Genomic DNA, 23,467 nt, shown 5'->3' on the forward strand with positions numbered 1-23,467 from the left:
ATGAAAGATAAAGTTATTATTACCGTTGCGACAACGGGTGCATTTCCGACTAAAGCACATAACCCAGCAATTCCGATGACACCACAAGAAATCGCTGATGATGTTTATGCCTGTTGGAAGGCTGGTGCTGCAGTGGCCCATCTTCATATGCGTGATGAAAATGGTGCAGGCACAATGAGTGTTGAAAAATTTGAAGAAACCGTTGCATTAATCCGTAAAACAGATTGTGATATTGTCCTTAACTGCACCACATCTGGCGATCTTAATGCAACAGATGATACCCGTATGATGCACTTAGAAAAAGTTAAACCTGAAATGGCCTCATACGATTGCGGGACAATGAACTGGATGCATTCTACTGTTTTTTATAATACTCCACCGTTTTTAGAAAAATTAGGTTTATATATGCAAGCGCATAACGTTAAACCTGAAATTGAAGTATTCGATGCAAGTTTTATTTATAATGCACTTTATTACCTGAAAAAAGGCGTATTAAAAGCACCATTACATTTCCAACTTTGCATGGGGGCACCCGGTGGTATTGCTGCAACCATTGAAAATCTAGTCTTTTTGAAAAATTTACTGCCAGAAGATTGCACATGGTCTGCTTTTGGTATTGGCGCGAATCATTTACCGATCCTCTATACAACAATTGCAATGGGTGGTCATATCCGTATTGGTATGGAAGATAATGTTTATTACTCAAAAGGTGAATTAGCAAAATCAAACAGTCAATTTGTTGAACGTGCAGTAAGACTAATTAAAGAAGCGAACAAACAAGCCGCAACGCCAGATGAAGCGAGACAAATTTTACAATTAAAATAATAACAAATCTTGTTTATCTATTGAGATTAACGATGGGTAAAAATCGTTAATCTCTTTTTTATGCTAGCCACTAATATAAACAAAAAATAATAATGATAAGTGCCACTATAATCAGTAGTGAATTAATTGCAACAAAATAACAACGTTTTAATCGATATTGTTTAGTTTGCCCATGACTCAAATCCACTTTTAGCGATTGCCGAGTATAATAAAAATACAACGGTAATCCGACTAGGGTCAATATGATCGAGATAATACCATTTAATGTTTGATAAACTAGCATCCCGTAAATTACATAACCAGCCCCAAGTATCGCAATAAGTGGCACAACGGGGTAACCAACCACTTTATACGGCCTTGGGACATTCGGATATTTGGTCCGCGCAATCATCACGCCAACAAATGTCAGTAAATAAAACACCCAGATTGAGAACATCGAAATTTCAGACAAACGATCAGCATCAAGTAAGGCTGAATATAAAAAGGCCAAAATAGCCAGTAAGATAATGGCATTAACCGGTGACCGACTATCGTCATCAATGGTGCTCAGCCACTTCGCCCCCATAATATTACCACGTTCCCCCATACCAAAAATGGTTCGCGATAATGTCATGATATAGCCATTAATTCCCCCTAAAATCGAGACCATAATACCAACTGCAACTAAGTTGCCCCCGAAATGCCCAAACATCCGTTGGGAAGCAATAGCGGAAGCATCATGGCCTAGACTCACCATTTCTTGAACAGGGAAAATTTTAAACAAAGCTATATTAATACTGGCATAAACGATGACCAAAAAGATGATGCCACAGATAATTGCTTTGGGTAAAATTTTAGCTGGCTTATTAATTTCACCCGCTACCGAAGCTACTTGAGCCCATCCATCATATGCAAACAGTGTTGCTAAAATGGCCACAGCAAAGGGGGCTACTGACTCAATACCCTGCCCACTTGCACTAAACAAAGCCACTTGGCCGCTGCCTTTGACTAATCCAAACACAGCAAGTAATAAAATTGGGATCAACTTACAGATGGTAGCAATCGTTTGCAAATAGCCGGCTTCTTTTACACCAATAGAATTGATAAATGCAATAAACCCAAGTACACCTGCGCCAACGACTAAACGGTAAGAATCAGCTATTGAAAATAATAGGCAAAACACCGAGCTAAAATAACCCACTAATGCACCAACTAACGATGGTGCAAATAATACGGTAATCATCCAACCATAAAGATGAGCCACCTTGGGTCCATAAATTTTTTCTAAGTAGACTAATAGCCCACCAGTGCGTGGAAACATCACACCCAATTCACATAACGTCAAACCACCACAAATTGAAAAAATACCGCCAATGATCCAAGCCAAAAGTGCATAGTGATAATCGCCCGCAATTTCTAACACGGCAGGCGGTTTCATAAATGCACCCGCACCTAACACCATGCCGACGACTAATGATAATGCCGAGACTAAACCAATATCTTTGCGTAGCTTACTTTCTAAATTGTCATCCTGTTTGATGTCTGACATCCACTGCTCCTATTAAAAACACGCTGGAATGGTACTAGGTGAAAATATTAAAAAAAATTAATAAGTTGTTTGTACAAGTTTAAAGTCAAATTATCACTTAAACTTACAATAGTTCGCCTTTAATTAAAGGGACAAACTTAACCGATTCAATAGTACTCACTTTAAATTTATCATTATTGCGCTCAATCACTTGTAATGATTGCTCACTTTCACCCACTGGTACAACCAATCGACCTTTGTCAGCTAATTGATAAACCAAATCTTTAGGGATCTCTGCGGCAGCTGCTGTTACAATAATCCCATCAAAAGGGGCACGCTCTGACCAACCCTGCCAGCCATCACCATGGCGCGTTGATACATTATGAATATCAAGCTGTTTTAAACGACGCTTAGCATTCCATTGCAAAATTTTAATGCGTTCTACCGAACAAACCTGCTCAACTAAGTGAGCTAACACGGCGGTTTGGTAACCGGATCCAGTACCGATTTCCAGTACTTTTGACGATGGTTTTAACTGTAGTAGCTCTGTCATTTTAGCCACAATATAGGGCTGTGAAATAGTTTGACCAGCCCCAATGGGTAATGAACGATTATCATAAGCTTGATGGGACAATGCTTCATCAATAAAATGTTCTCTTGGCACAGATGCCATAGCTTTTAACACTTGAGCATCTTTTATTCCCAAATCTTTTAATTGAGAGAGTAATGATTTCATTTTTACATGTGACATCGATATTAACCTTTACACTCAATTAAGCGATTAATTCTCGTAGTACGGTGGTCGCATAACAACCCGCGGGTAACCAAAATTCAATTTTTAAGGTTGCTGCACTTTGCCATTCCCACTTAACCTCTTTAGCTCTTAATAGTATTGAACGACGCATTGTTTCAACACGTTCCTGACGAAACAATTGAATAAAATCAGGCCAATTTGCCTCAATATAACCGTGTTCAAAACTGAAAGCATCTTCCGTGGTTTGAGGTCCATTATCACCCATCATTGGGGCGGTAATATTGAGTTCAGCACTAGTAACACGCTGCTGTAAATCACAGAGCTCATCTTGATGAGCAACAAACCAACTTCCTCTGTCTGCTAATTGTAAAATATCGCCATTTAATACTGTTGCATTGATTTTTTGTGCAATTCGCTCACTCACAATACCATTAAAAATTGCACTACGAGCTGCAGATAAATAAAAACTGCGTTTTTTACGGTCTTTGACAGTAATGTCACCTTTAGCCCACTGCATGGCTTGATCAATATTATTATTTTCACGACCAAAACGCTGCTCACCAAAGTAATTAGGCACACCATGAGCTTGAATTAAGTTAAGGCGCTTTTCGACATCTGCTTGATTATCAATATCACGTAAGACTAATGAAAAAAAGTTACCTTTTAAGTTACCGATTCTTAATTTCTTACTGTGGCGCTTAACCAATAATATTTCACAACCATCAAGTGAAAATAATGAAAAGTCTGGCGTAAACTTACCCGGTATATGTAAACCAAACCACTGTTCGGTTACGGCATTACGATCTTTTAATCCAGCATATCCGACTAATTTAGGTGAAATCCCTGCAAATTTAGCGAGTTGTTCAGCAACAAAAGCCGTATTGCAATTTTGTTTTCGAATATAGACGAAAACATGTTCACCATCACCATCTGGCTCGTAGCCTAAATCTTCTTTAACAAAAAAATCTTCATCATTTTGCTTGTACACACCTTTAGTGGTAGGCTGACCATATAAGTAACATAACGAATCTAGCACGCAAGCCCCTTTTATTTATCTGTTATTTTTTTTAAAAGCAGTACCGCTTCACAAGCAATCCCTTCTTTACGCCCCGTAAAACCAAGATTTTCAGTCGTTGTTGCTTTAACACTGACCTGTTCGAAATGCGCCTGCAAATCTTCTGCTATGTTGATACGCATTTGCGGAATATGTGGCTGCATTTTGGGCTCTTGAGCAATAATCGTAATATCAAGATTTGATAATACATACCCTTTAGATTTGATTAATTCAAAGGCTTTCCTAAGCAATAAACGACTATCAATACCTTTATATTGATTATCGGTATCAGGAAAATGCTTTCCAATATCCCCTAATGCTAAAGCCCCTAACATCGCATCCGTGACGGCATGTAATACCACATCACCATCTGAATGAGCAATAAATCCTTGTGAGTAAGGAACTTTTACACCGCCTAATGTTAACGGCCCATCACCACCAAAACGATGGACATCAAAACCATGACCAATTCTTATCATATTAACCTTAATATCTGTTTAAAATAACATCAAAATAAATGCTATTTTTGTATATAACCTTGTTCTTGTAAATACAAAGTTGCCAATGGCAAATCTTCTAAACGCGTGACTTTAATATTATCGCGTTTACATTCAACTAATATTGGGTGTCCGCCTCCATACTCAATTGCTGACGCTTCATCGGTCAATTCAACATGTTGTTGCTCTGCACGAATTAAGCATGTTGTTAAATCTTTCACATTAAACATTTGTGGTGTTGCAGCCGCCCATAAAAAGCGTCTATCGCAGGTTTGTTCAATTTGAACTGGTGTGCAATCAGTACTGCTTATCGACTTTTTAATGGTGTCAGTAATTTTAGTGGCTAATATGGCCCCTTGCTGATAATCAAATACCGTTTTAATTAACATTTCGATATCTGACACACAAACACACGGTCTTGCTGCATCATGCACTAATGCCCAAGATGTTTCATCAGCAAGTCGTAAGCCAGCAAGTACGGAAGCAGCTCGCGTATCCCCACCAATCGTTGTTTTAATTTTGGGGTGACTGGCTATTTCAAGCGTTGAAAAATAGTCATCATCAGAACTAATTGCCACAATAATTTGACTAATTTGGGGTATTGATAAGAGTTTTTGCAATGTATGTTCTAAAATTGTTGCATGACCAATTTTAATATATTGTTTCGGCATTGTGGATTGCATTCTTTGCCCACTTCCTGCCGCAGGAACGATGGCAACAATCGTATTATTATCGTTATTCATAGCTTGACTTGTTAATCTCTTAGCTGGGAAGATGAATCACTCACAATTCGATAAAAATGTTCGTCAGGTTTGATCATACCTAAATGATATCGAGAACGTTCTTCAATAGCATCAGACCCATCATAAAGATTCGAAATTTCAGCAAACATCTGCTCATTACGCAATTTTAATTTATCATTTTCAACTTGCATAAGTTGTACAGTGGTACGATTTTGTCGATAGTCAAACACATTATTTTTGCCACACCAAAGTGCATACTGTAAATATGCCAATATGATAAGCAGTAAAATTGGTAATTTCCATTTTGCTAACACGTTCAAACCACACCTATATACACTTAACTGGTTTTGGTAAACCAGCAAGTTTTGTTGCTTGTTTCGCAGGACCTTCAGGAAATAATCGATATAAATAACGACTGTTGCCTTTTTCTGGTCCAAATTTTTTTTCCATCGCTTTAACTAATGCCCTAATTGCGGGTGATGTTTTATATTCAAGATAAAAGTCACGCACAAAGTAGACAACCTCAAGGTGAGACTCGGTTAATTCAATTGATTCTTGATTAGCTAAAACCGCGATTAATTCAGGCGACCAATCTTGCCAATCTTTCAAATATCCACTTTCATCGGTTGCTATCGATTTATTGTTTAATACTAACATAATGGACTAATCCTAATAAAATTAGCGCTCATTATACAAGAATATAGAAAATACAACATCTTTGCAGATAAAAATTATCTAAACATTCGTTTATCAATTGAACTTTTTGGTGAAAATTAAAGCAAACAAAAAAAAATAGCAATTTAACTATTTACAAACCCATCGGTCTCCTTTAATATTCACAGCCATTGCGGAAGTGTGGCCGAGCGGTTGAAGGCACCGGTCTTGAAAACCGGCGAGGGGTAACCCTCCCAGAGTTCGAATCTCTGCGCTTCCGCCATTCTCTCCCAAGGCGTAACAGCAATAATCAAATCTCAAGAAAAACTTCAAAAAAGAATAAAAAGAATTTCAAAAAGAATATAGCTCATTTTTTAATCATCATTACAAGTTAAAAATCTACTTAGTGAATATTAGTGAGGTACAATATGTCAGATAAAAACGAACTTCAAGAACTAAAAGAAACCGCGCTTAAAACGGTTCCCAAGGAGATCGCAGTGCCATTTTATCAAGATGTTGTGCATCCTTCGGCAAAAAAAATCGGTGAAGGCTTAGAAACGATAACAAGTACGGCATTATTAGCTTTGGAACCATTCAAAGGAATGGTTTGGAGCTATGAAAAAATTAAAAAACTAATAACTACCAAATTAACTCATAAATTAGAAACAGTTGCTCCTGAAGATATACAAACGCCAAAACCATCTATTGCAGTACCGACAATCGAAGCATTACGATATACAGCATAAGAAGAAGAGCTTCATGAGCTATTTCTTAATCTATTAGCGTCATCAATGAATAAAAATAAATCATCTAAAGCATTACCTTGTTTTGTTGAAATCATCAAGCAATTAACCGCTGATGAAGCAAAGTTATTATCCTTTTTTAAACACAATCACACGTTACCTATAGTTAATTTTGGTTTACGCACAAACGGTAATGGTACGAAATTTTTCATGAAAAAATTTACAGATTTAGATAAAAATGTCTCATGTGAACAAAAAAAATTAATAACAAGCTACCTTGATAATTTAGAGCGACTAGGTTTAATTGCAATTGATTTTTCTCATTGGTTTACTGATGATAAAAAATACCAACATCTCTTAGATAACCCATATGTAACAATGTTTGACGATCAATTTGTTAAAAATAAACCAGATAAGTCTCTTGCTGTGGATAAAGGGATACTTAGTTTAACAGATCTTGGAAAGCTATTCACTGACATATGTATACAAGAAGCTCAACCTATTATTGTAAAACCAAAGCAACCTGAATAAACTTGCTAAATTAATCTTCTTCCGTTATCTTATTTAACCAGAGGCGTCAGAAACCTTATCACGCGGAAAAACCGCACCCGTTAGTATTGCGGATTTTTTATGCTCAAAATTTAATGCCGAGAGGGCGAGGAATATAATACCCGCAAGGGGAATAACTCCGGTCTTTCGTGTTAGGACTTCTGAACCTCTTGGCGCCCTATTGTCAGAATTAGGGATTAAATCAGATTAAATAACACGGAGGCAATCATGCCTAAACTATTCACTTATGTTCATTCATCATATTTGAACAATCCATTTCAAAATAAGCCTATCCATTTTGTATCAATCATTGCCAATTCAGATCATGAAGCGCGCATTAAGCTAAATCTTTATCCATTAGTCTTTGTTTCGCTAAAACCACTCACAATAAGGAGCCACTAATGGATAAGCATAACCGTAGTTTATTACTTGAAATTGATGATGTGGTGGTGAATCTTAAAAACGATTTGAAAGCCTTTGAGTGTATTACCGAACTGGCGGATTGTGGCGTAACAGCTAAGAGAACCGTAAGCCTTGAACTGCTTGTTCCCCTACTCGACAATATCACAAGAAATATGAACAAAAACATTGAAGCTATATCGGTTTTGGTTAATGATAATATTAATATGTAGTATTTAGGGGGTGCTCATATTGTGAGTACCCTTTCATTAGAGAATAGGAATAATAAAATGCAAAATAAAGACATTAGTCAAGAATCCGAGAAAACGTTGAGTATTAAGGCGTTTATTTCAAATCATCTTGTAACGATGATATCAATTTTAATTCTTGTCGCTTTTTGTGTTGCTGTTTACAATTATAGGGAAATATTTGGAACTGAATTTAGTAATGATCATAGTCGTTGGGGAGAATTTGGCGATTTCTTCGGTGGTTTTTTAGGTGGAATTAGTATTATCGCTGTGATTTATACTTTAATAATCCAACAAAAACAATTAAAACTTCAACAAACAGAACTAAAAGAACAACGCAATCAACAAAAACTAGATTCTTATGAAAGAATGGTTTTTTGGTTAATTGATAGCAACCAAAAAATTCTTGATGAGATTTATGATCTATCGGTTTTTAAGTCATTACCTGTCGATATGATAAACAGTGAGTAAACTTAATCATATCAAGTTTTCAATAATCTGATAGTTCGCTTAATTCAACATGATCGATTAACCGTTGAATTAAGCAATATTAATATAACGCACTCCAATCGGTATTTTGACAATGCCAACGTAAAATTTTAATCATTCGATTAGCCGTTAATGTCAGCGGAATATTACGTGGATAAATCAGACTATACGTTGCTTTAGGTAATACACTTTTTAATTTAATTTCAGAAAAATACTGTTCTAAAAAGAAAGGCTTAGACATCGACTTGGCAATAATAATTAAATAATCACTTTTTAGCACTAAGTTCAATCCACACACAACAGAATCCGTAAATAACGGTGCGGATGCTAATCGTCCATACATGCCACCCAACAAGTTTTGTAATTGTTGATAATAGCCCATATCGGTAGCTGGAATCATCCAATTAGCATTGACTAACTGCTCTAGTTCAGTACTATTTTCTAAGTGATGACCTTTACGACATAAAATCGTAAATGAAGCCTCAAATAAAGGTTCTTCGATAAATTCATGTAATGGAATATTTTCGGACACGGAACCAATGGCAAAATCAAGCCGATTCTCTCTTAGTTCGGGCATCAGTGAAGAAAGTTGGCCTTCTTTTAAAAATAAGGCTGCCTTTGCTTGGTATTTTTTAAAATCAGCAAGCATCTTAGGATAAATTGTCAATAAAATTAATGAAGAACAACCAATCCGTAAGTGACCCTCAGCTTGTTCATTAACATGTTGTAATTCTTCTGTGGCCTTTTGTAATTCACTTAAGATAATTTCCATCCGAATAGAAAAAAGCCGCCCTGCTTCAGTTAGCTGTATCCCTCTCACTCCGCGAATGATTAAGGCTGTGCCCAAACTATTTTCGAGTTCTTTTATTGAACGTGTTAATGCCGGTTGAGATTGGTTCAAGATACGTGCAGCCGCACGAATACTACCATGGCGAATGACGGCCTGAAACACTTTCAACTGGTTAATTTTAGGCAAATACTTCATTTCCACCCCTATCAGTTTTTGTTATCACTATTAAAAAAATAGTATCTCCCTACAAATTACAGGGAAATATATACTAACCAAATATTACTAATTTGTTGTAATACAATAAGTTTTTTGTGACGCAGATCACACTTTTATTCCAATACAAGTAATAGTGAAAACAAAAACGTATCATTAATTTAACTATAGGTGAGTCAATGAAAGTAGAAAAAAAATATATTATGATATTACTTTTATTTATCGGTTACCTCATTGTTTATATAGACAAAACAGTGATTGGCCTTGCTATGATCAACATTGAAAAAGATCTCGATCTTACGCCACAACATGTTGGTTATATCACCGGTATTTTTTTCCTGTCTTATTCGTTATTTCAAATTCCAGCTGGTTGGCTCAATGATCGTATTGGGTATAAAAAAGTTTTATTACTTTCATTGATCATGATTAGTGGATGCGCTTTTTTATTCGGCTTTGTTGGTGCAACCATTTCCTTACTTATTGCATTTCGTTTTTTAGCTGGTATTGGCCATTCTGGCTACCCTTGTTCATGTGCAAAGGCGGTTTCTTCAAATTTTAGTGTTGATGAACGCACGTTAGCACAATCAATATTGCTGTCCTCATCAGGTGTTGCCATGGTGGTTGGCCCGATTGTTGTTAGTTATACCTTAAACTCAATTGGTTGGCGCTGGACATATATTGATTTGGCAATTATTGCAATGATTGTCGTCATGTTTATTTTCCTTTGGGTACCAAACCTGAAGAAACAAGAAACAGCAAATGTCACCAATGATGCACCTAAAATTTCTTATTTTTCATTACTCAAAAATCCCGTTGTAATTTTACTGTTTATTGCCATATTTGGTGTGAATATTCCAGCTTATGGTTTAATGGCTTGGTTGCCGAAATACTTAGTCCAAGTTAGAGGACTTGAACTAGAATGGGCCGCCTATATGATTGCTTTAGGAGGAATTGCGCAATGGATATCATCGATTGGTAGTGGCTGGATTGTCGGTAAATATTTAAAGAACAAAGAAAAAATGGTTATTTTTGTCAGCTCACTGATTTCTGCTGTCTGCATCTGGTTAGTGTATCTTAATAATAATATTTTACTGTCTGCTTTATTCTTATTCATTGCTTATATTTTCTTAATGACTTCATTTGTCACTATTTTTACACTACCGATGAAGTGGTTACCTTCCAATATCATTGGTTCTGTCATGGGGCTCGTTAATACTGGGGGAACACTTGGTGGATTTGTTTCACCTATTGTTATTGGTATATTACTTTCAACAGATAGTAAAACAATGTCAGGCGATTTTTCTTATGCTTTCATGTTTTTAGCAGCAGGTATGTTACTCTCTGCATTAATTGTTTTACCACTTAAAAAACCACAAGATTAACGAGATTGATGAATCAATAAGAGGACAACACTATGCAAACAATAAATACTTTAATTGAATCGGTAAAAAATGAGGTCATTCAATGGCGGCGCCATATTCATCAATACCCTGATTTAACATTTAACGAACAAATCACAGCAAATTATATTTATGAACAACTCAGTAAACTCAATGGACTTACCTTAAGCCGACCAACACCGACTAGCGTTGTTGCTCATCTACAAGGCGCTCTCCCAGGTAAAACAATTGCACTAAGAGCTGATACTGATGCACTACCAATTAATGAAGATAGTGGTGAATCGTTTAGTTCTAAAAATCCGGGTATTATGCATGCATGTGGACATGATGCCCACACAGCAATGTTATTAGGTGCGGCTAAAGTACTGACACAAGTACAATCTCAACTTAAAGGCAATGTCGTCTTTATTTTTCAACCTGCTGAAGAAGTTCCGCCTGGTGGGGCAAAAGAATTGGTTGAAAAAGGGGTTCTCGATGGTGTTGATATGATCTTTGGTCTTCATGTTTTCCCAACAATCGAAACGGGTAAAGTCTCATTAAAATATGGTGTTTTTAGTGCATCAAGTGATAACTTTGATATAACAATTAAAGGGGTTGGTGGGCATGGTTCAATGCCACAGGCTTGTGTCGATCCCATCGCAATTGGCGCAGAGGTAGTGACAGCTTTACAGCACATTGTTGCACGTAATCTTGCCCCATTAAATGCGCCCGTTCTAACTGTTGCAACTTTCCAAGCGGGTGATAGTTACAATGTCATTCCAATGACCGCTCATTTAGCGGGAACATTAAGAACGCATAATAAAAGTGTACGAACAAAAGTCCCTCAACTTATGGAACGTATCATTGCTGGCATCACACAAGCTCATGGGGCAAGTTATGAATTTAAATGGACACAAGGCTATACGATTGGTAATAATGCAGAGCCCGCATGTGATATTGCAAAAGAGGTTATTCATAACGTTGTAGGTGAAGAAAACTTAATTATTTCACAAGCACCCATGTTTGGTAGCGAAGACTTTTCTTCTTATCAAGAAGTGGTACCGGGTTGTTTCCTCTTCATTGGTTCAGGTAATCAAGAAAAAGGTGCAACAGTCGGTCTGCACAACGCTAAATTTGTACTAGATGAAGATGTATTAGAGATCGGAGTCAAAATGCATGTTGGCTTTATTCAACATATTTTAATGTCTTAATCACATTAAGATATAGTTTTTTTATTTCGATTGCTTTATTAAATAAAAATATTGCATTACCAATATGATATAAGATAATAATATATTAGATACTTATTACACGGACGTGCTAATAAGTATCTATTTTGCATTAGAGGCAATGTATGTTAAGCATTTTTGATATTTTTAAAGTAGGAATTGGTCCATCAAGCTCACATACTATGGGGCCTATGACGGCGGGAGCTGAATTTATAGAACATACGGTTGAACATCATTTACTTGACGATGTGACAAAAGTGACCGTTGATCTTTATGGTTCTTTATCATTGACCGGACAGGGTCACTTAACCGATGTTGCAACCATTATGGGGCTTGCTGGCTATCGACCTAATACCATTGACCCTGATATTATCCCTGAATTTATTCAAAACTTGATCCAAACCAAGCAATTAAGTTTGGCAAAGGGACACCAAATCATTACCTTTGATCCGAAAACACATATTGTGTTTCACTCAGACAGGCTGCCGTTGCATGAAAATGGTATGACCATTAAGGCATTTCAAGGCGACAAACTAATTTACGCCAATACTTACTACTCAACCGGTGGAGGATTTATTGTCGATGAAGCTCACTTTGCCTCTAAAGCACAAGATACCATCGAAGCGAAAATCCATTTTCCCTACCCGTTTCAATCTGCAAATGATTTGCTTGCACACTGTCAAGCTAGTGGTCTGTCTTTATCTCAACTCGTTTTACAAAATGAATTGACGTTACACACACAAACTGAAATCAATGATTATTTTGCGAAAATTTGGCAAGTCATGTCAGAATGTATTGATAAAGGCCTACATGCTCAAGGTGTCTTACCCGGTCCTTTAAAAATACCTCGCAGAGCTTCTGCGCTATACCAAACATTACAACATAATAGTGATATCACAACCGATCCTATGAGCATTATTGATTGGATAAATTTATTTGCGATTGCTGTCAATGAACAAAATGCAGCAGCCGGTAGAGTCGTCACTGCACCCACAAATGGTGCGTGTGGTATCGTGCCAGCGGTATTGAGTTATTACAATAAATTTATTAAACCGGTCGAGCAAGATGAAATTAACCGCTACTTTTTAGTCTGTGGTGTTATTGGTATTCTCTACAAATCAAATGCTTCCATTTCCGGGGCTGAGGTTGGCTGCCAAGGGGAAGTCGGCGTAGCGTGTTCAATGGCTGCGGCAGGTTTAGCAGAACTAATGGGAGGAACTGCTACTCAAGTTTGTATTGCTGCGGAAATTGGTATGGAGCATCATCTGGGCTTAACCTGTGATCCCGTTGCAGGCCAAGTACAAATCCCATGTATCGAAAGAAATGCAATCGCATCAGTTAAAGCGGTGAATTCAGCAAGGATGGCACTTCAAAGAACAACCAATCCGTTTGTCTCTTTGGATGAAGTTATTACAACCATGTTTGCCACAGGTAAAGACATTAATGCTAAATACCGCGAGACTTCGCTCGGTGGCTTAGCCATTTTTGTTAAAAGCTGTGAATAAAATCGTTAACATCAATAAAAAACATAATGCATTAAACATCCCATTATTTGGGATGTTTGATTTTATCATTTAAGTAGAGCGCGCTTAGCTTATCAAGAAATTCCCATAACTTCTGATTCATCTCTTGATAATTATGGGCTCGGAGTTTATCTTCAGTATCAACAAAACGATAGTTTGCAGCTTGCTGTAGATCATTTTGTGAATGGGTAATTAACCGTTCGACAACCTCGAGAGTAAGCTCCATATGGCATTGGAAACCATATACTAAATCACTGTATGCTATTATTTGACGTGGACAGCCTTCACTGTAAGCAATAATTTTTGCATTTTGTGTAAGCCCTGGCATATCATTATGCCAATGACCAACATCCAATTGAGGGCCAAAATGAGCGAACAATTGATGGTTTAATCCCACTTCGGTTAATCTAATAGGGAATTTACCAATTTCTTTTTGTGGGCTATGCGCAAATTGAGCACCTAATGCCTCACCGATTAATTGAGACCCCAGACAAATACCAATCACAACTTTATCTGCTTTACATGCCGATAAGATAACAGCTTGTTCAGCTTTTGAGTCAAAGTGAGGACATGCTTTTATACTCGTTGCAGGATCTTGTGGCCCACCCATGACAATCAAAAAATCGATATCATCCACCGTTTTGGGTAATGCCTCACCCAGATAAACACGTGAATAGCTGATCTCATAGCCATTATTTCGAGCCCATATCTCATAAGCACCAGGCGCTTCAAAATCTTCATGAATAATAAAATGTACGCGCATTAATAATTACCTTCTCTCAATAAGTAAATAATAGCTTAAATCAGAATCTGCATAATGCAAATCATTTTATCTCATTAAGAAATGCGGTATTACCTGAAGTTAAGTAAGCCTACGGCTTACCTAACAATAAAAAGGATTATTTATCTGTTTTTAGTGATGTGGCATTTTGATATGGTAACATGATTTCATCAGCTTTTTGTTGTGCATTTTGTACAGCTTCATCAACAGTATATTTTTTATTATTAACTAACTCCGCCAACTGATCTTCGATAGCTTTACGCACTGATACGGTTTCATAAGTTGCATACCAAGGATACGCATATTTTAGCTGCTCTAAAGCGACTTTTGCTCTCGGGTCATTATCTAAATATGTTTTCATTTCAGGTAAATCATAGGCCGCCATACGTGGTGCAAAATAGCCGGTAAATCGACTCCAGCTCCCATTGACTTCTGGACTCACTAAATAGGTTAGAAACTGATAAGCTGCTTTCTTTTGTGATTCATCAATCCCTTTAAAACTGACTAAACTCGCTCCACCAATAATCACCCCACGACGCTCTTTTTCTGGCAACATAGCAACTTCTAAATCAAAGCTTTTCGTATTTTCTCTCATAAAGCCAAGTGCACCGGTACTCAAAAAGGCCATGCCTAATTTCCCTGAAAAAAAGTTTGCACTAATTTGTTTTGAATTTAAAACCCCTGCTGGCATGACCTCATGTTTATAAACTAAATCTTGCCATAATTGCAGAGCACCCTTCGTGGTAGGTGAATTATAGTATACCTCACCTGGGTAATCAGGGTTATTAAACCATCCGCCATTTGCATGAACCAATGATGATAATATCCACCCACCATAATCATTATTGGTCGACGGTAACATAATCCCCCATTGACCTTTTGATTTATCGGTTAATTTTTTAGCGACGTCAATCAATTCTTGCCAATTTTGAGGTGGTTGTTTTATACCCGCTTGTTCAAACAACTGCTTATTGTAATACAACATAGGCGTTGAGTTATGAAAGGGTATCGCATAAGTTTTCCCCATTAACTGGGCATTTTTATGCATAGCTGGCCAAAAGTTGTTTACTAAAAAATCGGTAGCGGACACTGAATCTTTGCTGTACTTAAATAAATCATCCATCGGTAAAATGGCATCTTTAAGCGCTAAATCAACAGTATAGTTAGCCGACATAATAGCAAGTGCTGGGGGCTGACCGGCTTTAGCCGCAGCTTCTGCCTTCATTTTTGTTGTGTCATAGTCACCTGTAAAAATACCGCGGACTTCAACATCATTTTGTGATTGATTAAATTCTTTAATGATTCGAGTCATTTCCATTGTCAACTTACCATCGACGGGAGCAGGAAACATAAAATCAATTTTTTCCTTTGCAAAAGCACTACTTATGGTCAATAGACCCAGTGAAAGTATTGTCACTAAAGTACGTTTTTTCATTTAAATCTCCAAAGCAAGATTATGTTGTGTTTGAGTTGAAAAAAAATAGAGCTTATTTTGGTTTAAATAAAGTCTTATATCACTATTTAATGTTGGCGCTTCACCTTGATTCGCTTTTCGATATTGCAAACGTCCAAATTCTGTATCAACCTGAACTAAATACTCTGCACCATGTAATTCACGATTGATAATTTTCCCATCAATGGTCATATAATTTTGACCTTTATCTACTGGTGTCTCAGTGATATGCTCAGGGCGAATACCAAGATGAATACGAGAAGACTGATATGCATTTGTTGTTTTCGGTATGGCTATTGTTTGGCTATTTAACATGACCAAATTATCACGACATGGCAAAGTTAAAATATTCATGGCTGGCGTCCCAATAAATGTTGCGACAAACAGATTTTCAGGACATAAATAGAGCTGTTCAGGCGTCCCTATTTGCTGTAATCGGCCTTTATCTAAAACCACAATTCGGTCAGCCATAGTCATGGCCTCTATTTGGTCATGTGTCACATAAACAGTACTCGTTTTGAGTGTTTGATGTAATTTCATAATACCTTCACGGACTTCAACCCTTAATTTAGCATCAAGATTCGATAAAGGTTCATCCATTAAAAATAAGGCCGGATCACGGACAATTGCTCGAGCCATTGCAACGCGTTGTCTTTGACCTCCTGAAAGTTCTTTGGGCTTTCTTTTTAATAAGGGTTGAAGTTGTAATAATTGTGCAACATGCGCCACTTTTTCATTAAAAGTACTTTTATGTTCACCCCGCATTTTCATACCAAAAGTAATATTATTTTCGACTGTCATATGAGGAAATAATGCATAATTTTGAAAGATGAGCGAAAAGTTTCGTTTCCGTGGATCCCAATCATTAATATTTTGATTATTAAGCAAAATAGAACCACTTGACGAGGATTCCAATCCTGCTAGGATGCGCAGTAACGTGCTTTTACCACAGCCCGATGGCCCAACTAACACTAAAAACTCACCATCTTTAATTTCAAGATTGATATTGTTTAGGACGTAATTTTCACCAAAGTTTTTGCTAATGTTTTCTAATTGTATTTGTGACATTGATTAATCTCCCGGACAACCTATTGATGAAAAATAACGATAGGGGCCTGATATTTGTGATAATGGCTGGCTATAAGTCACTAAACCAACATTATCAACTAATCGATGCATTAACATTGCAGGTGGCTCAATGCTGTATACGTCTGTAGGATCGGTAAAATGATAAGGAACTTGATGAACGGTTCCTGGTGCCGAAGCAATAATGGCTTGTTTGTATTGTGTAAAAATCGTTCTATGAACATGTCCACAGAATATACGTAAAAAATGAGGAAACTCATCAATTAATGCTAAGAGTTCATGACCATTTTTACAGGCAATACGATCCATTTGGCGATTACCAAAAGCAATCGGCGGATGATGCATAAATAAATAACTCGGCTTTGTATTATGTTTTAACTGATTTTTTAGCCAAGCTAAAATCGACTCACTAATCCAACCAGCAGATTCACCACTTTGGCTTGAATCAATGAACAGCAATTGTGCGTGATCGGTATTTACTTTATAGGCAATATTCTCTGGATCATTTCCCAGTTGTGGACATAAGGGCCCCATATGATCCAGAAAATGAACCTTGTCATCATGATTGCCTGGAATCACATAGATCGGATAATTTAAAAAACCGAGTATTCGCTTGGCGACATTATATTCTGAAGGTAATCCACAATTTACAATATCACCGGTAATAATAACTGCGTCAGGCTTTTCATCTAGCGAGTTAATACGATTCATAACGTCAGCATTAGCGGTATTCGTATCAATAAAATCATATAATTTCCTGCCTTCACTTCGAAAATGAAGATCAGAAATATGTGCGAATAACATAATTAAGTCCCTTATTTAATTCCGGAAAATCCAAAACTACTTAAAAATTGTTTTTGGAATAAGATAAACACCAACATAAGCGGTAAACAAACCAATAGCGTGCCAGCACTAATCATTCCCCACTGACCACCTGATTCAGCCCCCATTGCAAATGAGACTAAACCAACGGTTAGCACTTGTTGTGAAGGATCATTTAATGTCATTAATGGCCAAATATATTCATTCCAATGATAAGTAATACTGACTGTTGCAAATGCTAATAATGCTGGTTTTGTCATTGGGAGTAACACATACCAAATAATTTGCCACCAACGGCATCCTTCCATTAATGCCGCATCTTCTAGTTCTTTAGGAATATTAAGAAAGGCTTGCCGCATTAAAAAAACACCAAAAGCAGAGGCAAAATACGGCATCATAGTACCAAATAATGAATTGAGTAATCCTAGCTCTTGAAGTGTCATCATATTGGGAACCATCATAATGACTGGCATAATCATGAGCTGAATCAATAATAAATAAAATAATAATGTTTTACCTTTGAACTCGTGATAAGCAAACACATAACCTGCGGTGGTAATCGTGACAAGCTGAATAACAAATGTGCCAACCGAGAAAATAACCGTATTAATATAGAGCCTTGGCCAATTTGCACTATCCCAAGCGAGTACAAAATTCTCAAACGATAAAGGCAGATGCGGTAAAATTGACGCCATATCTAAACTAAAGCTGTCTTCTTTTAATGATGATGAAATCATCCATAAAAACGGGCTTATCCATAAAATAGCGGAACAAATTAGAATTATGGGTAAGGTGATAAGCCATAAACGATAAGCCATTGATTGATTAGTGTTCATAATGGACACCTTTTTCCAAAATACGTAAATTAACAATAGAAAAACTAAATAGTAGAATGAGTGAAACAAATGTTGCCGCAGACGCTTTTCCAATATCATGACTGTTTAATGTTAAATCTTGGATATAATAGAGCATGACTGAAGTTGCATGGTTAGGACCACCTTGCGTCATCACAACAACATGATCAATTTGCGTAATGGAATAAACTAAAGCAATGATGATAACAAAATTGATAGTAGGTCTAAGCAGAGGCAAGGTAATGTGATAGAAAATTTGCCAACGAGACGCGCCCTCCATCACCGCTGCTTCTCGGGCAGAACTTGGCATCGCTTGTAATCCTGCAAGAAAAAATAACATGTAGTAACCCGCAAACTTCCATATTCCAACAAGGCTTAATGCAAGCAGTGCACTGTTACTCATTCCTAAATAATTTGTATTCATTGGTCCAAACCACTTTGCCAAATAGTAGTCCAATAAACCTAAATTCGGAATAAAAATGAAGGTCCAAATTGTGGCCGCACTAACCAATGGAATAATTGTAGGAAAGAAGAAAGCGGTTCTTAGCCAACGGTTGACGCGCTTATTTTCCCATAGAGCTAATGCCAATCCCAATGCAAGCAAAATGCTAGGTATAACGGTCAGTAAGATATAGAGTAGATTATTTTTAAGTGATAACCAAAATATAGGATCATCAAATAAGCGATAAAAATTATCTAACCCTACAAATTTTTCACCCTCAACGGAATAACGTGAATCGTAAAGACTATCAGTTAAAGAACGTAATAGAGGTAAATAGGTAAAAATAATTAAAAAGATAAATGTTGGAGACAGTATAAGATACAGAGAGAGTTTTTTCCGCATACCAATTTATAATTAAGATATTAACATGCATGCAGTATAGGTGTAGTTTGTTACAGAATAATGTCAGAAATTTAAAAGTTTTATGACAATACAATCTTAATCCGTGTTTAGCACAAACAAAAAGGCGGTTATTACATTAACCGCCTTATAATATGATTGATCAATTACTAAAAATTAATCGTCTTTCTTTTCATCTAGTTTACGATCGATCCATAAACCAATCACAACAGCTAACAAACTTGCTGCCATAGTGGTGATAAACCAAAAAATATAATACATATGTCTTTCCTCTTTATCTTTTGGATTTTAATTAATATAGCGCATGATCGTTCTTTTCGATATAGCTTTTATTTAAGCGACCAAACATCTTGATATAAGACCAAATGGTATAAGACAAGACAATTGGTAAGAATATCGCAACAACCCAGAACATAACAGTCAATGTCAAATGACTAGATGTTGAATCCCAAATCGTTAAGCTAACATCTGGCATAATACTTGACGCCATAACAAATGGGAATGTAGCAATACCAAACGTAAATAATACACACACAATGGTTAACGATGATGTTAAGAATGCCAAAGGATTCTTATTCAATCCAGACATAATAACAGTCAGAATTGGTAATACCACACCTAGAAGCGGGACTGCCCACAAAATTGGCGTCTGGTTAAAATTAGTTAACCAAGTAGTATCTGTTGTCACCGTTTTTAATAGTGGATTAGAATCAGCACGCGTATCAATAATGCTGGTAATTTCGTAACCATGAATACCGAAAATAATCCAAACGCCCGCTAACACAAATGCTACCATCATAATTAAAGTCGAAATTTGCGTTGCTTTACGCGCTCTTAAATAAAGTTCACCAGAGGTCTTCATTTGCAACCAAGCACCACCTTGTGTAATGATCATGGTTAAACTTACAATTCCTGCTAATAAAGCAAATGGATTGAGTAATCCCCAAAAACTACCATGATAAGAAGCTCGTTGGAATAAATCGATTTCTAATGGTACGCCTTGTAATAAATTGCCAAAAGCAACACCAAAAACAAGTGATGGGACAAAGCTACCAATAAAAATACCTGAATCCCATAAATTACGCCATTTAGAATCTTCAATTTTACCGCGGTAGTCAAACCCTAAAGGTCTAAAGAACAATGCGCACAATACTAATATCATCGCAATATAAAAACCAGAGAACGCAGCGGCATAAACCATCGGCCATGCAGCAAAAATTCCAGCACCAGCAGTAATTAACCAAACCTGATTACCATCCCAATGAGGTGCAATCGAGTTAATCATAATTCTGCGTTCATTATTTGTTTTGCCAATAATCGGTAATAAAATACCAACCCCCATGTCAAAACCATCTGTAATCACAAATCCGATTAATACAAGACCAATGATTACCCACCAAATAACGCGTAAAACTTCATAATCAAACATTGTCAATACTCCTCATGCCTTATTCTGTGGTCGCTTGTGGTTGCGTATTTTCATAATGATACTTACCTGTACCTAATGAACTTGGTCCAAGGCGAGCATATTTAAACATTAAGAACATTTCTGCGACCAAGAACAGCGTATACAATCCACAAATCAAAATCATTGTAAATAGTACTTCACCTGCTGTTAATGAAGAATTGGCAACACCGGTTGGTAATATACCATTAATTGCCCATGGTTGACGTCCGTATTCTGCAACAAACCAACCACACTCACTTGCTATCCAAGGGAATGGTAGACTTAATAAAACCAAACGATGGAACCAGCGATATTTGCCGATTCTATTTTTACATGTAATCCAGACTGACATTGCAATACCTAGTAGCATTAAGAAGCCAAGTCCGACCATGATTCTAAATGCCCAGAATAATGGAGCAACAGCCGGAATCGAGTCCTGTACAGCAGCTTGAATATGTGCTTCAGTTGCTTGAGGAATGGTGACATTATCTCTATCAGTAAAACGTTTTACTAAATAACCATAACCTAGATCATCTTTATGCTCATCAAAAATCTGGTGAACTAAAGGATCCTGACTGCCTTTTTTGATTTTTTCAAGACTATCAAAAGCTAAAATACCATTACGAATTCTAGCTTCATTATCAATCATGATGTCTTTTAAACCTTTAACTTCAGTATCAAGTGAACGAGTTGTCATGATTCCCATTACGTAAGGAATTTCAATCGCAAACAAGTTTTCTTGTTTTGACTGAGAAGGGAAAGCAATGACATTAAATGCAGCTGGTGCAGGTTGTGTTTCCCATTCACCTTCTATTGCGGCAAGTTTAGTCGGTTGAACTGTTGCCATTTCATGACCAGCTTCATCCCCCATCATAATCAGGGTAATTGACATAACAAAACCAAACATTGCAGCGACCGCAAATGAACGTTTTGCAAACTCCACATCTCGTTTTTTCAATAAATAATATGAACTTATGCTAAGAACAAATACTGCACCAGTCACATAACCAGCAGCAACTGTATGAACAAATTTATATTGTGCAACTGAACTGGAAATTAAATCAAAAAAACTACTCATTTCCATTCGAGCATTAAATGCATTAAATTCAGACCCTACAGGGAATTGCATCCAACCATTAGCTACTAAAATCCATAATGCTGACAAATTAGAGCCTAGTGCAACACACCAAGTCACCATTAAATGTTTTCCTTTACTCATTCGGTCCCAACCAAAAAAGAAAAGTCCAACCATGGTTGACTCTAAAAAGAATGCCATTAAACCTTCAATAGCAAGCGGTGCACCGAAGATGTCACCCACATAATGTGAATAATATGACCAGTTTGTACCGAACTGGAATTCCATTGTTAAACCAGTAGCAACACCTAGAGCGAAATTAATTGCAAATAATTTCCCCCAGAATTTTGTCATATCCTTCCAGATTTGTTTACCGCTAACAACGTATACAGTTTCCATAATGGCAAGTAAAAATGCCATCCCTAATGTTAACGGGACAAATATGAAATGATACATTGCTGTAAGTGCAAACTGGAGTCTTGATAGTTCAACGATATCTAACATTTTTGCTCCCTAAGACTACAACTAAAGCCCACAATATAATTATATAAGAAAATCTTGCCGCTATTGTACACTAATTTTTAGTATTTAAATTGATGATGATCAAAAAAAATTAATTAATTTGTTTTTTTACGGCCTCACCAATATCAATTAAACTCGATACAACAGTCACACCAGCGTCTTGCAGTGCCTTGGTTTTTTCTGCGGCGGTGCCTTTACCACCTGAAATAATCGCCCCTGCATGCCCCATTCTTTTGCCTTTTGGTGCAGTAACGCCAGCAATATAACTAACAACAGGCTTAGTAATGTGTTTTTTGATATATTGAGCGGCTAATTCTTCTGCATTTCCACCAATTTCACCAATCATAACAATCACTTCTGTTTCAGGATCTTTTTCAAGTAATGCTAGCATGGTAATAAAATCGCTACCAGGAATCGGATCGCCGCCGATACCAATACACACAGACTGCCCTGCCCCAATATCAGTAGTTTGCTTCACTGCCTCATAGGTTAAGGTCCCTGAACGAGAAATAATGCCCACTTTACCCGCTAAATGAATATGGCCTGGCATGATACCAATTTTACATTGATCTGGAACAATAATACCTGGGCAATTAGGTCCAATCATGATTGCATCTGTTTGTTGTAACTTTTCTTTCACGTATAACATATCAAGGGTTGGAATCCCTTCTGTAATACAGACAATCAGTTTAATCCCAGCATCAATTGCTTCTAAAATAGAATCTTTACCAAAGGCAGCTGGAACATAAATGACAGTTGCAGTTGCACCTGTTTCATCGACGGCTTCTTGGACCGTATTAAAAACCGGTAAACCTAAATGAGTTGACCCACCTTTGCCAGGCGTAACTCCACCCACTAATTTTGTGCCATACTCTAACGCTTGTTTGGAATGAAGTGTACCCTGACTGCCCGTAAATCCCTGACAAATAACTTTGGTATCTTTATTAATTAAAATTGACATTTTCTACT

General features: G+C 36.9%; 23 protein-coding genes, 1 tRNA gene and 2 pseudogenes. 9 read left to right on the plus strand and 17 right to left on the minus strand.

Translation table 11 applies throughout. The features are described from left to right. On the plus strand, positions 1–825 hold the full coding sequence (locus ABEA36_RS06480) for a beta-keto acid cleavage family enzyme (protein WP_345490020.1): 825 nt from the start codon (positions 1–3) through the stop codon (positions 823–825). Positions 826–895: 70 nt separating this feature from the next. Here ABEA36_RS06480 and ABEA36_RS06485 read toward each other — a convergent pair whose 3' ends face one another. From ABEA36_RS06485 to ABEA36_RS06515, 7 genes are all read right to left on the minus strand, one after another. Then, positions 896–2,353 carry an APC family permease gene (locus ABEA36_RS06485; RefSeq protein ID WP_345490022.1) on the minus strand — a complete coding sequence of 486 codons (1,458 nt, stop codon included), beginning with the start codon at positions 2,351–2,353 and terminating at the stop codon, positions 896–898. Between the two features lie 103 nt (positions 2,354–2,456). Then, on the minus strand, positions 2,457–3,083 hold the full coding sequence (locus ABEA36_RS06490; RefSeq protein ID WP_345490024.1) for a protein-L-isoaspartate(D-aspartate) O-methyltransferase: 627 nt from the start codon (positions 3,081–3,083) through the stop codon (positions 2,457–2,459). 22 nt (positions 3,084–3,105) lie between these two features. After that, on the minus strand, positions 3,106–4,122 hold the full coding sequence (gene truD, locus ABEA36_RS06495; RefSeq protein ID WP_345490026.1) for a tRNA pseudouridine(13) synthase TruD: 1,017 nt from the start codon (positions 4,120–4,122) through the stop codon (positions 3,106–3,108). 11 nt (positions 4,123–4,133) lie between these two features. Next, positions 4,134–4,616, minus strand: a complete 483-nt coding sequence (gene ispF, locus ABEA36_RS06500) for a 2-C-methyl-D-erythritol 2,4-cyclodiphosphate synthase (RefSeq protein WP_345490899.1) — start codon at positions 4,614–4,616, stop codon at positions 4,134–4,136. A 44-nt stretch (positions 4,617–4,660) separates the two neighbouring features. Beyond that, positions 4,661–5,380, minus strand: coding sequence for a 2-C-methyl-D-erythritol 4-phosphate cytidylyltransferase (gene ispD / locus ABEA36_RS06505; RefSeq protein ID WP_345490028.1), 720 nt, complete (start codon positions 5,378–5,380; stop codon positions 4,661–4,663). Positions 5,381–5,391: 11 nt separating this feature from the next. After that, positions 5,392–5,694 (minus strand): cell division protein FtsB, encoded by a 303-nt coding sequence (gene ftsB, locus ABEA36_RS06510; RefSeq protein WP_345490031.1) that lies wholly within the window; start codon positions 5,692–5,694, stop codon positions 5,392–5,394. A 13-nt stretch (positions 5,695–5,707) separates the two neighbouring features. After that, positions 5,708–6,037 carry a TusE/DsrC/DsvC family sulfur relay protein gene (locus tag ABEA36_RS06515; protein ID WP_345490033.1) on the minus strand — a complete coding sequence of 110 codons (330 nt, stop codon included), beginning with the start codon at positions 6,035–6,037 and terminating at the stop codon, positions 5,708–5,710. A 192-nt stretch (positions 6,038–6,229) separates the two neighbouring features. On the opposite strand from ABEA36_RS06515, the gene ABEA36_RS06520 reads away from it, so the two are divergent. The 5 genes and pseudogenes from ABEA36_RS06520 (at position 6,230) to ABEA36_RS06540 (ending at position 8,444) form a co-directional block, all read left to right on the plus strand. Further along, positions 6,230–6,317 (plus strand) — tRNA-Ser (locus tag ABEA36_RS06520). Between the two features lie 145 nt (positions 6,318–6,462). After that, entirely contained in the window at positions 6,463–6,780 is a 318-nt protein-coding gene (locus ABEA36_RS06525; protein ID WP_345490035.1) for a hypothetical protein, read from the plus strand. Between the two features lie 12 nt (positions 6,781–6,792). Continuing rightward, positions 6,793–7,308: pseudogene (locus ABEA36_RS06530) on the plus strand (DUF4393 domain-containing protein); the annotation flags it as partial. Positions 7,309–7,727: 419 nt separating this feature from the next. Next, positions 7,728–7,958 (plus strand): hypothetical protein, encoded by a 231-nt coding sequence (locus tag ABEA36_RS06535; RefSeq protein WP_345490037.1) that lies wholly within the window; start codon positions 7,728–7,730, stop codon positions 7,956–7,958. Between the two features lie 57 nt (positions 7,959–8,015). Beyond that, positions 8,016–8,444 carry a hypothetical protein gene (locus tag ABEA36_RS06540; protein WP_345490039.1) on the plus strand — a complete coding sequence of 143 codons (429 nt, stop codon included), beginning with the start codon at positions 8,016–8,018 and terminating at the stop codon, positions 8,442–8,444. Between the two features lie 79 nt (positions 8,445–8,523). Here the strand turns inward: ABEA36_RS06540 and ABEA36_RS06545 are convergent, their stop codons facing one another. Next, positions 8,524–9,447, minus strand: coding sequence for a LysR substrate-binding domain-containing protein (locus tag ABEA36_RS06545; protein ID WP_345490041.1), 924 nt, complete (start codon positions 9,445–9,447; stop codon positions 8,524–8,526). Positions 9,448–9,644: 197 nt separating this feature from the next. Here ABEA36_RS06545 and ABEA36_RS06550 point away from each other — a divergent pair, with 197 nt between their 5' ends. From ABEA36_RS06550 to ABEA36_RS06560, 3 genes are all read left to right on the plus strand, one after another. Beyond that, on the plus strand, positions 9,645–10,847 hold the full coding sequence (locus ABEA36_RS06550; RefSeq protein ID WP_345490042.1) for an MFS transporter: 1,203 nt from the start codon (positions 9,645–9,647) through the stop codon (positions 10,845–10,847). A gap of 32 nt (positions 10,848–10,879) precedes the next feature. Further along, a complete protein-coding gene (locus tag ABEA36_RS06555; protein ID WP_345490045.1) occupies positions 10,880–12,055 on the plus strand; it encodes an amidohydrolase in 1,176 nt (391 codons plus the stop codon). 143 nt (positions 12,056–12,198) lie between these two features. After that, positions 12,199–13,578, plus strand: coding sequence for an L-serine ammonia-lyase (locus tag ABEA36_RS06560; RefSeq protein WP_345490047.1), 1,380 nt, complete (start codon positions 12,199–12,201; stop codon positions 13,576–13,578). A 43-nt stretch (positions 13,579–13,621) separates the two neighbouring features. Here ABEA36_RS06560 and ABEA36_RS06565 read toward each other — a convergent pair whose 3' ends face one another. The 9 genes and pseudogenes from ABEA36_RS06565 to sucD form a co-directional block, all read right to left on the minus strand. Next, complete coding sequence (locus tag ABEA36_RS06565) at positions 13,622–14,359, minus strand: type 1 glutamine amidotransferase (RefSeq protein ID WP_345490049.1); 738 nt, start codon at positions 14,357–14,359, stop codon at positions 13,622–13,624. 136 nt (positions 14,360–14,495) lie between these two features. Further along, positions 14,496–15,812 (minus strand): ABC transporter substrate-binding protein, encoded by a 1,317-nt coding sequence (locus ABEA36_RS06570; RefSeq protein ID WP_345490051.1) that lies wholly within the window; start codon positions 15,810–15,812, stop codon positions 14,496–14,498. Continuing rightward, complete coding sequence (locus ABEA36_RS06575; RefSeq protein ID WP_345490053.1) at positions 15,813–16,898, minus strand: ABC transporter ATP-binding protein; 1,086 nt, start codon at positions 16,896–16,898, stop codon at positions 15,813–15,815. 3 nt (positions 16,899–16,901) lie between these two features. Next, positions 16,902–17,720 (minus strand): phosphodiesterase, encoded by an 819-nt coding sequence (locus ABEA36_RS06580; protein WP_345490055.1) that lies wholly within the window; start codon positions 17,718–17,720, stop codon positions 16,902–16,904. Between the two features lie 11 nt (positions 17,721–17,731). Continuing rightward, positions 17,732–18,511, minus strand: a pseudogene (locus ABEA36_RS06585) (carbohydrate ABC transporter permease); the annotation flags it as partial. Positions 18,512–18,563: 52 nt separating this feature from the next. Beyond that, positions 18,564–19,436 carry a carbohydrate ABC transporter permease gene (locus ABEA36_RS06590; protein ID WP_345490057.1) on the minus strand — a complete coding sequence of 291 codons (873 nt, stop codon included), beginning with the start codon at positions 19,434–19,436 and terminating at the stop codon, positions 18,564–18,566. A 310-nt stretch (positions 19,437–19,746) separates the two neighbouring features. Then, positions 19,747–20,883 carry a cytochrome d ubiquinol oxidase subunit II gene (gene cydB / locus ABEA36_RS06595; RefSeq protein WP_345490059.1) on the minus strand — a complete coding sequence of 379 codons (1,137 nt, stop codon included), beginning with the start codon at positions 20,881–20,883 and terminating at the stop codon, positions 19,747–19,749. A 19-nt stretch (positions 20,884–20,902) separates the two neighbouring features. Next, positions 20,903–22,480, minus strand: a complete 1,578-nt coding sequence (locus ABEA36_RS06600) for a cytochrome ubiquinol oxidase subunit I (RefSeq protein WP_345490061.1) — start codon at positions 22,478–22,480, stop codon at positions 20,903–20,905. Between the two features lie 109 nt (positions 22,481–22,589). After that, positions 22,590–23,459: a succinate--CoA ligase subunit alpha gene (sucD, locus tag ABEA36_RS06605; protein ID WP_345490063.1), complete on the minus strand. Its 870-nt coding sequence runs from the start codon at positions 23,457–23,459 to the stop codon at positions 22,590–22,592. Positions 23,460–23,467: the final 8 nt, after the last annotated feature.

Source organism: Orbus sasakiae, assembly GCF_039542345.1.
GTDB classification, from domain to species: domain Bacteria; phylum Pseudomonadota; class Gammaproteobacteria; order Enterobacterales; family Orbaceae; genus Orbus; species Orbus sasakiae.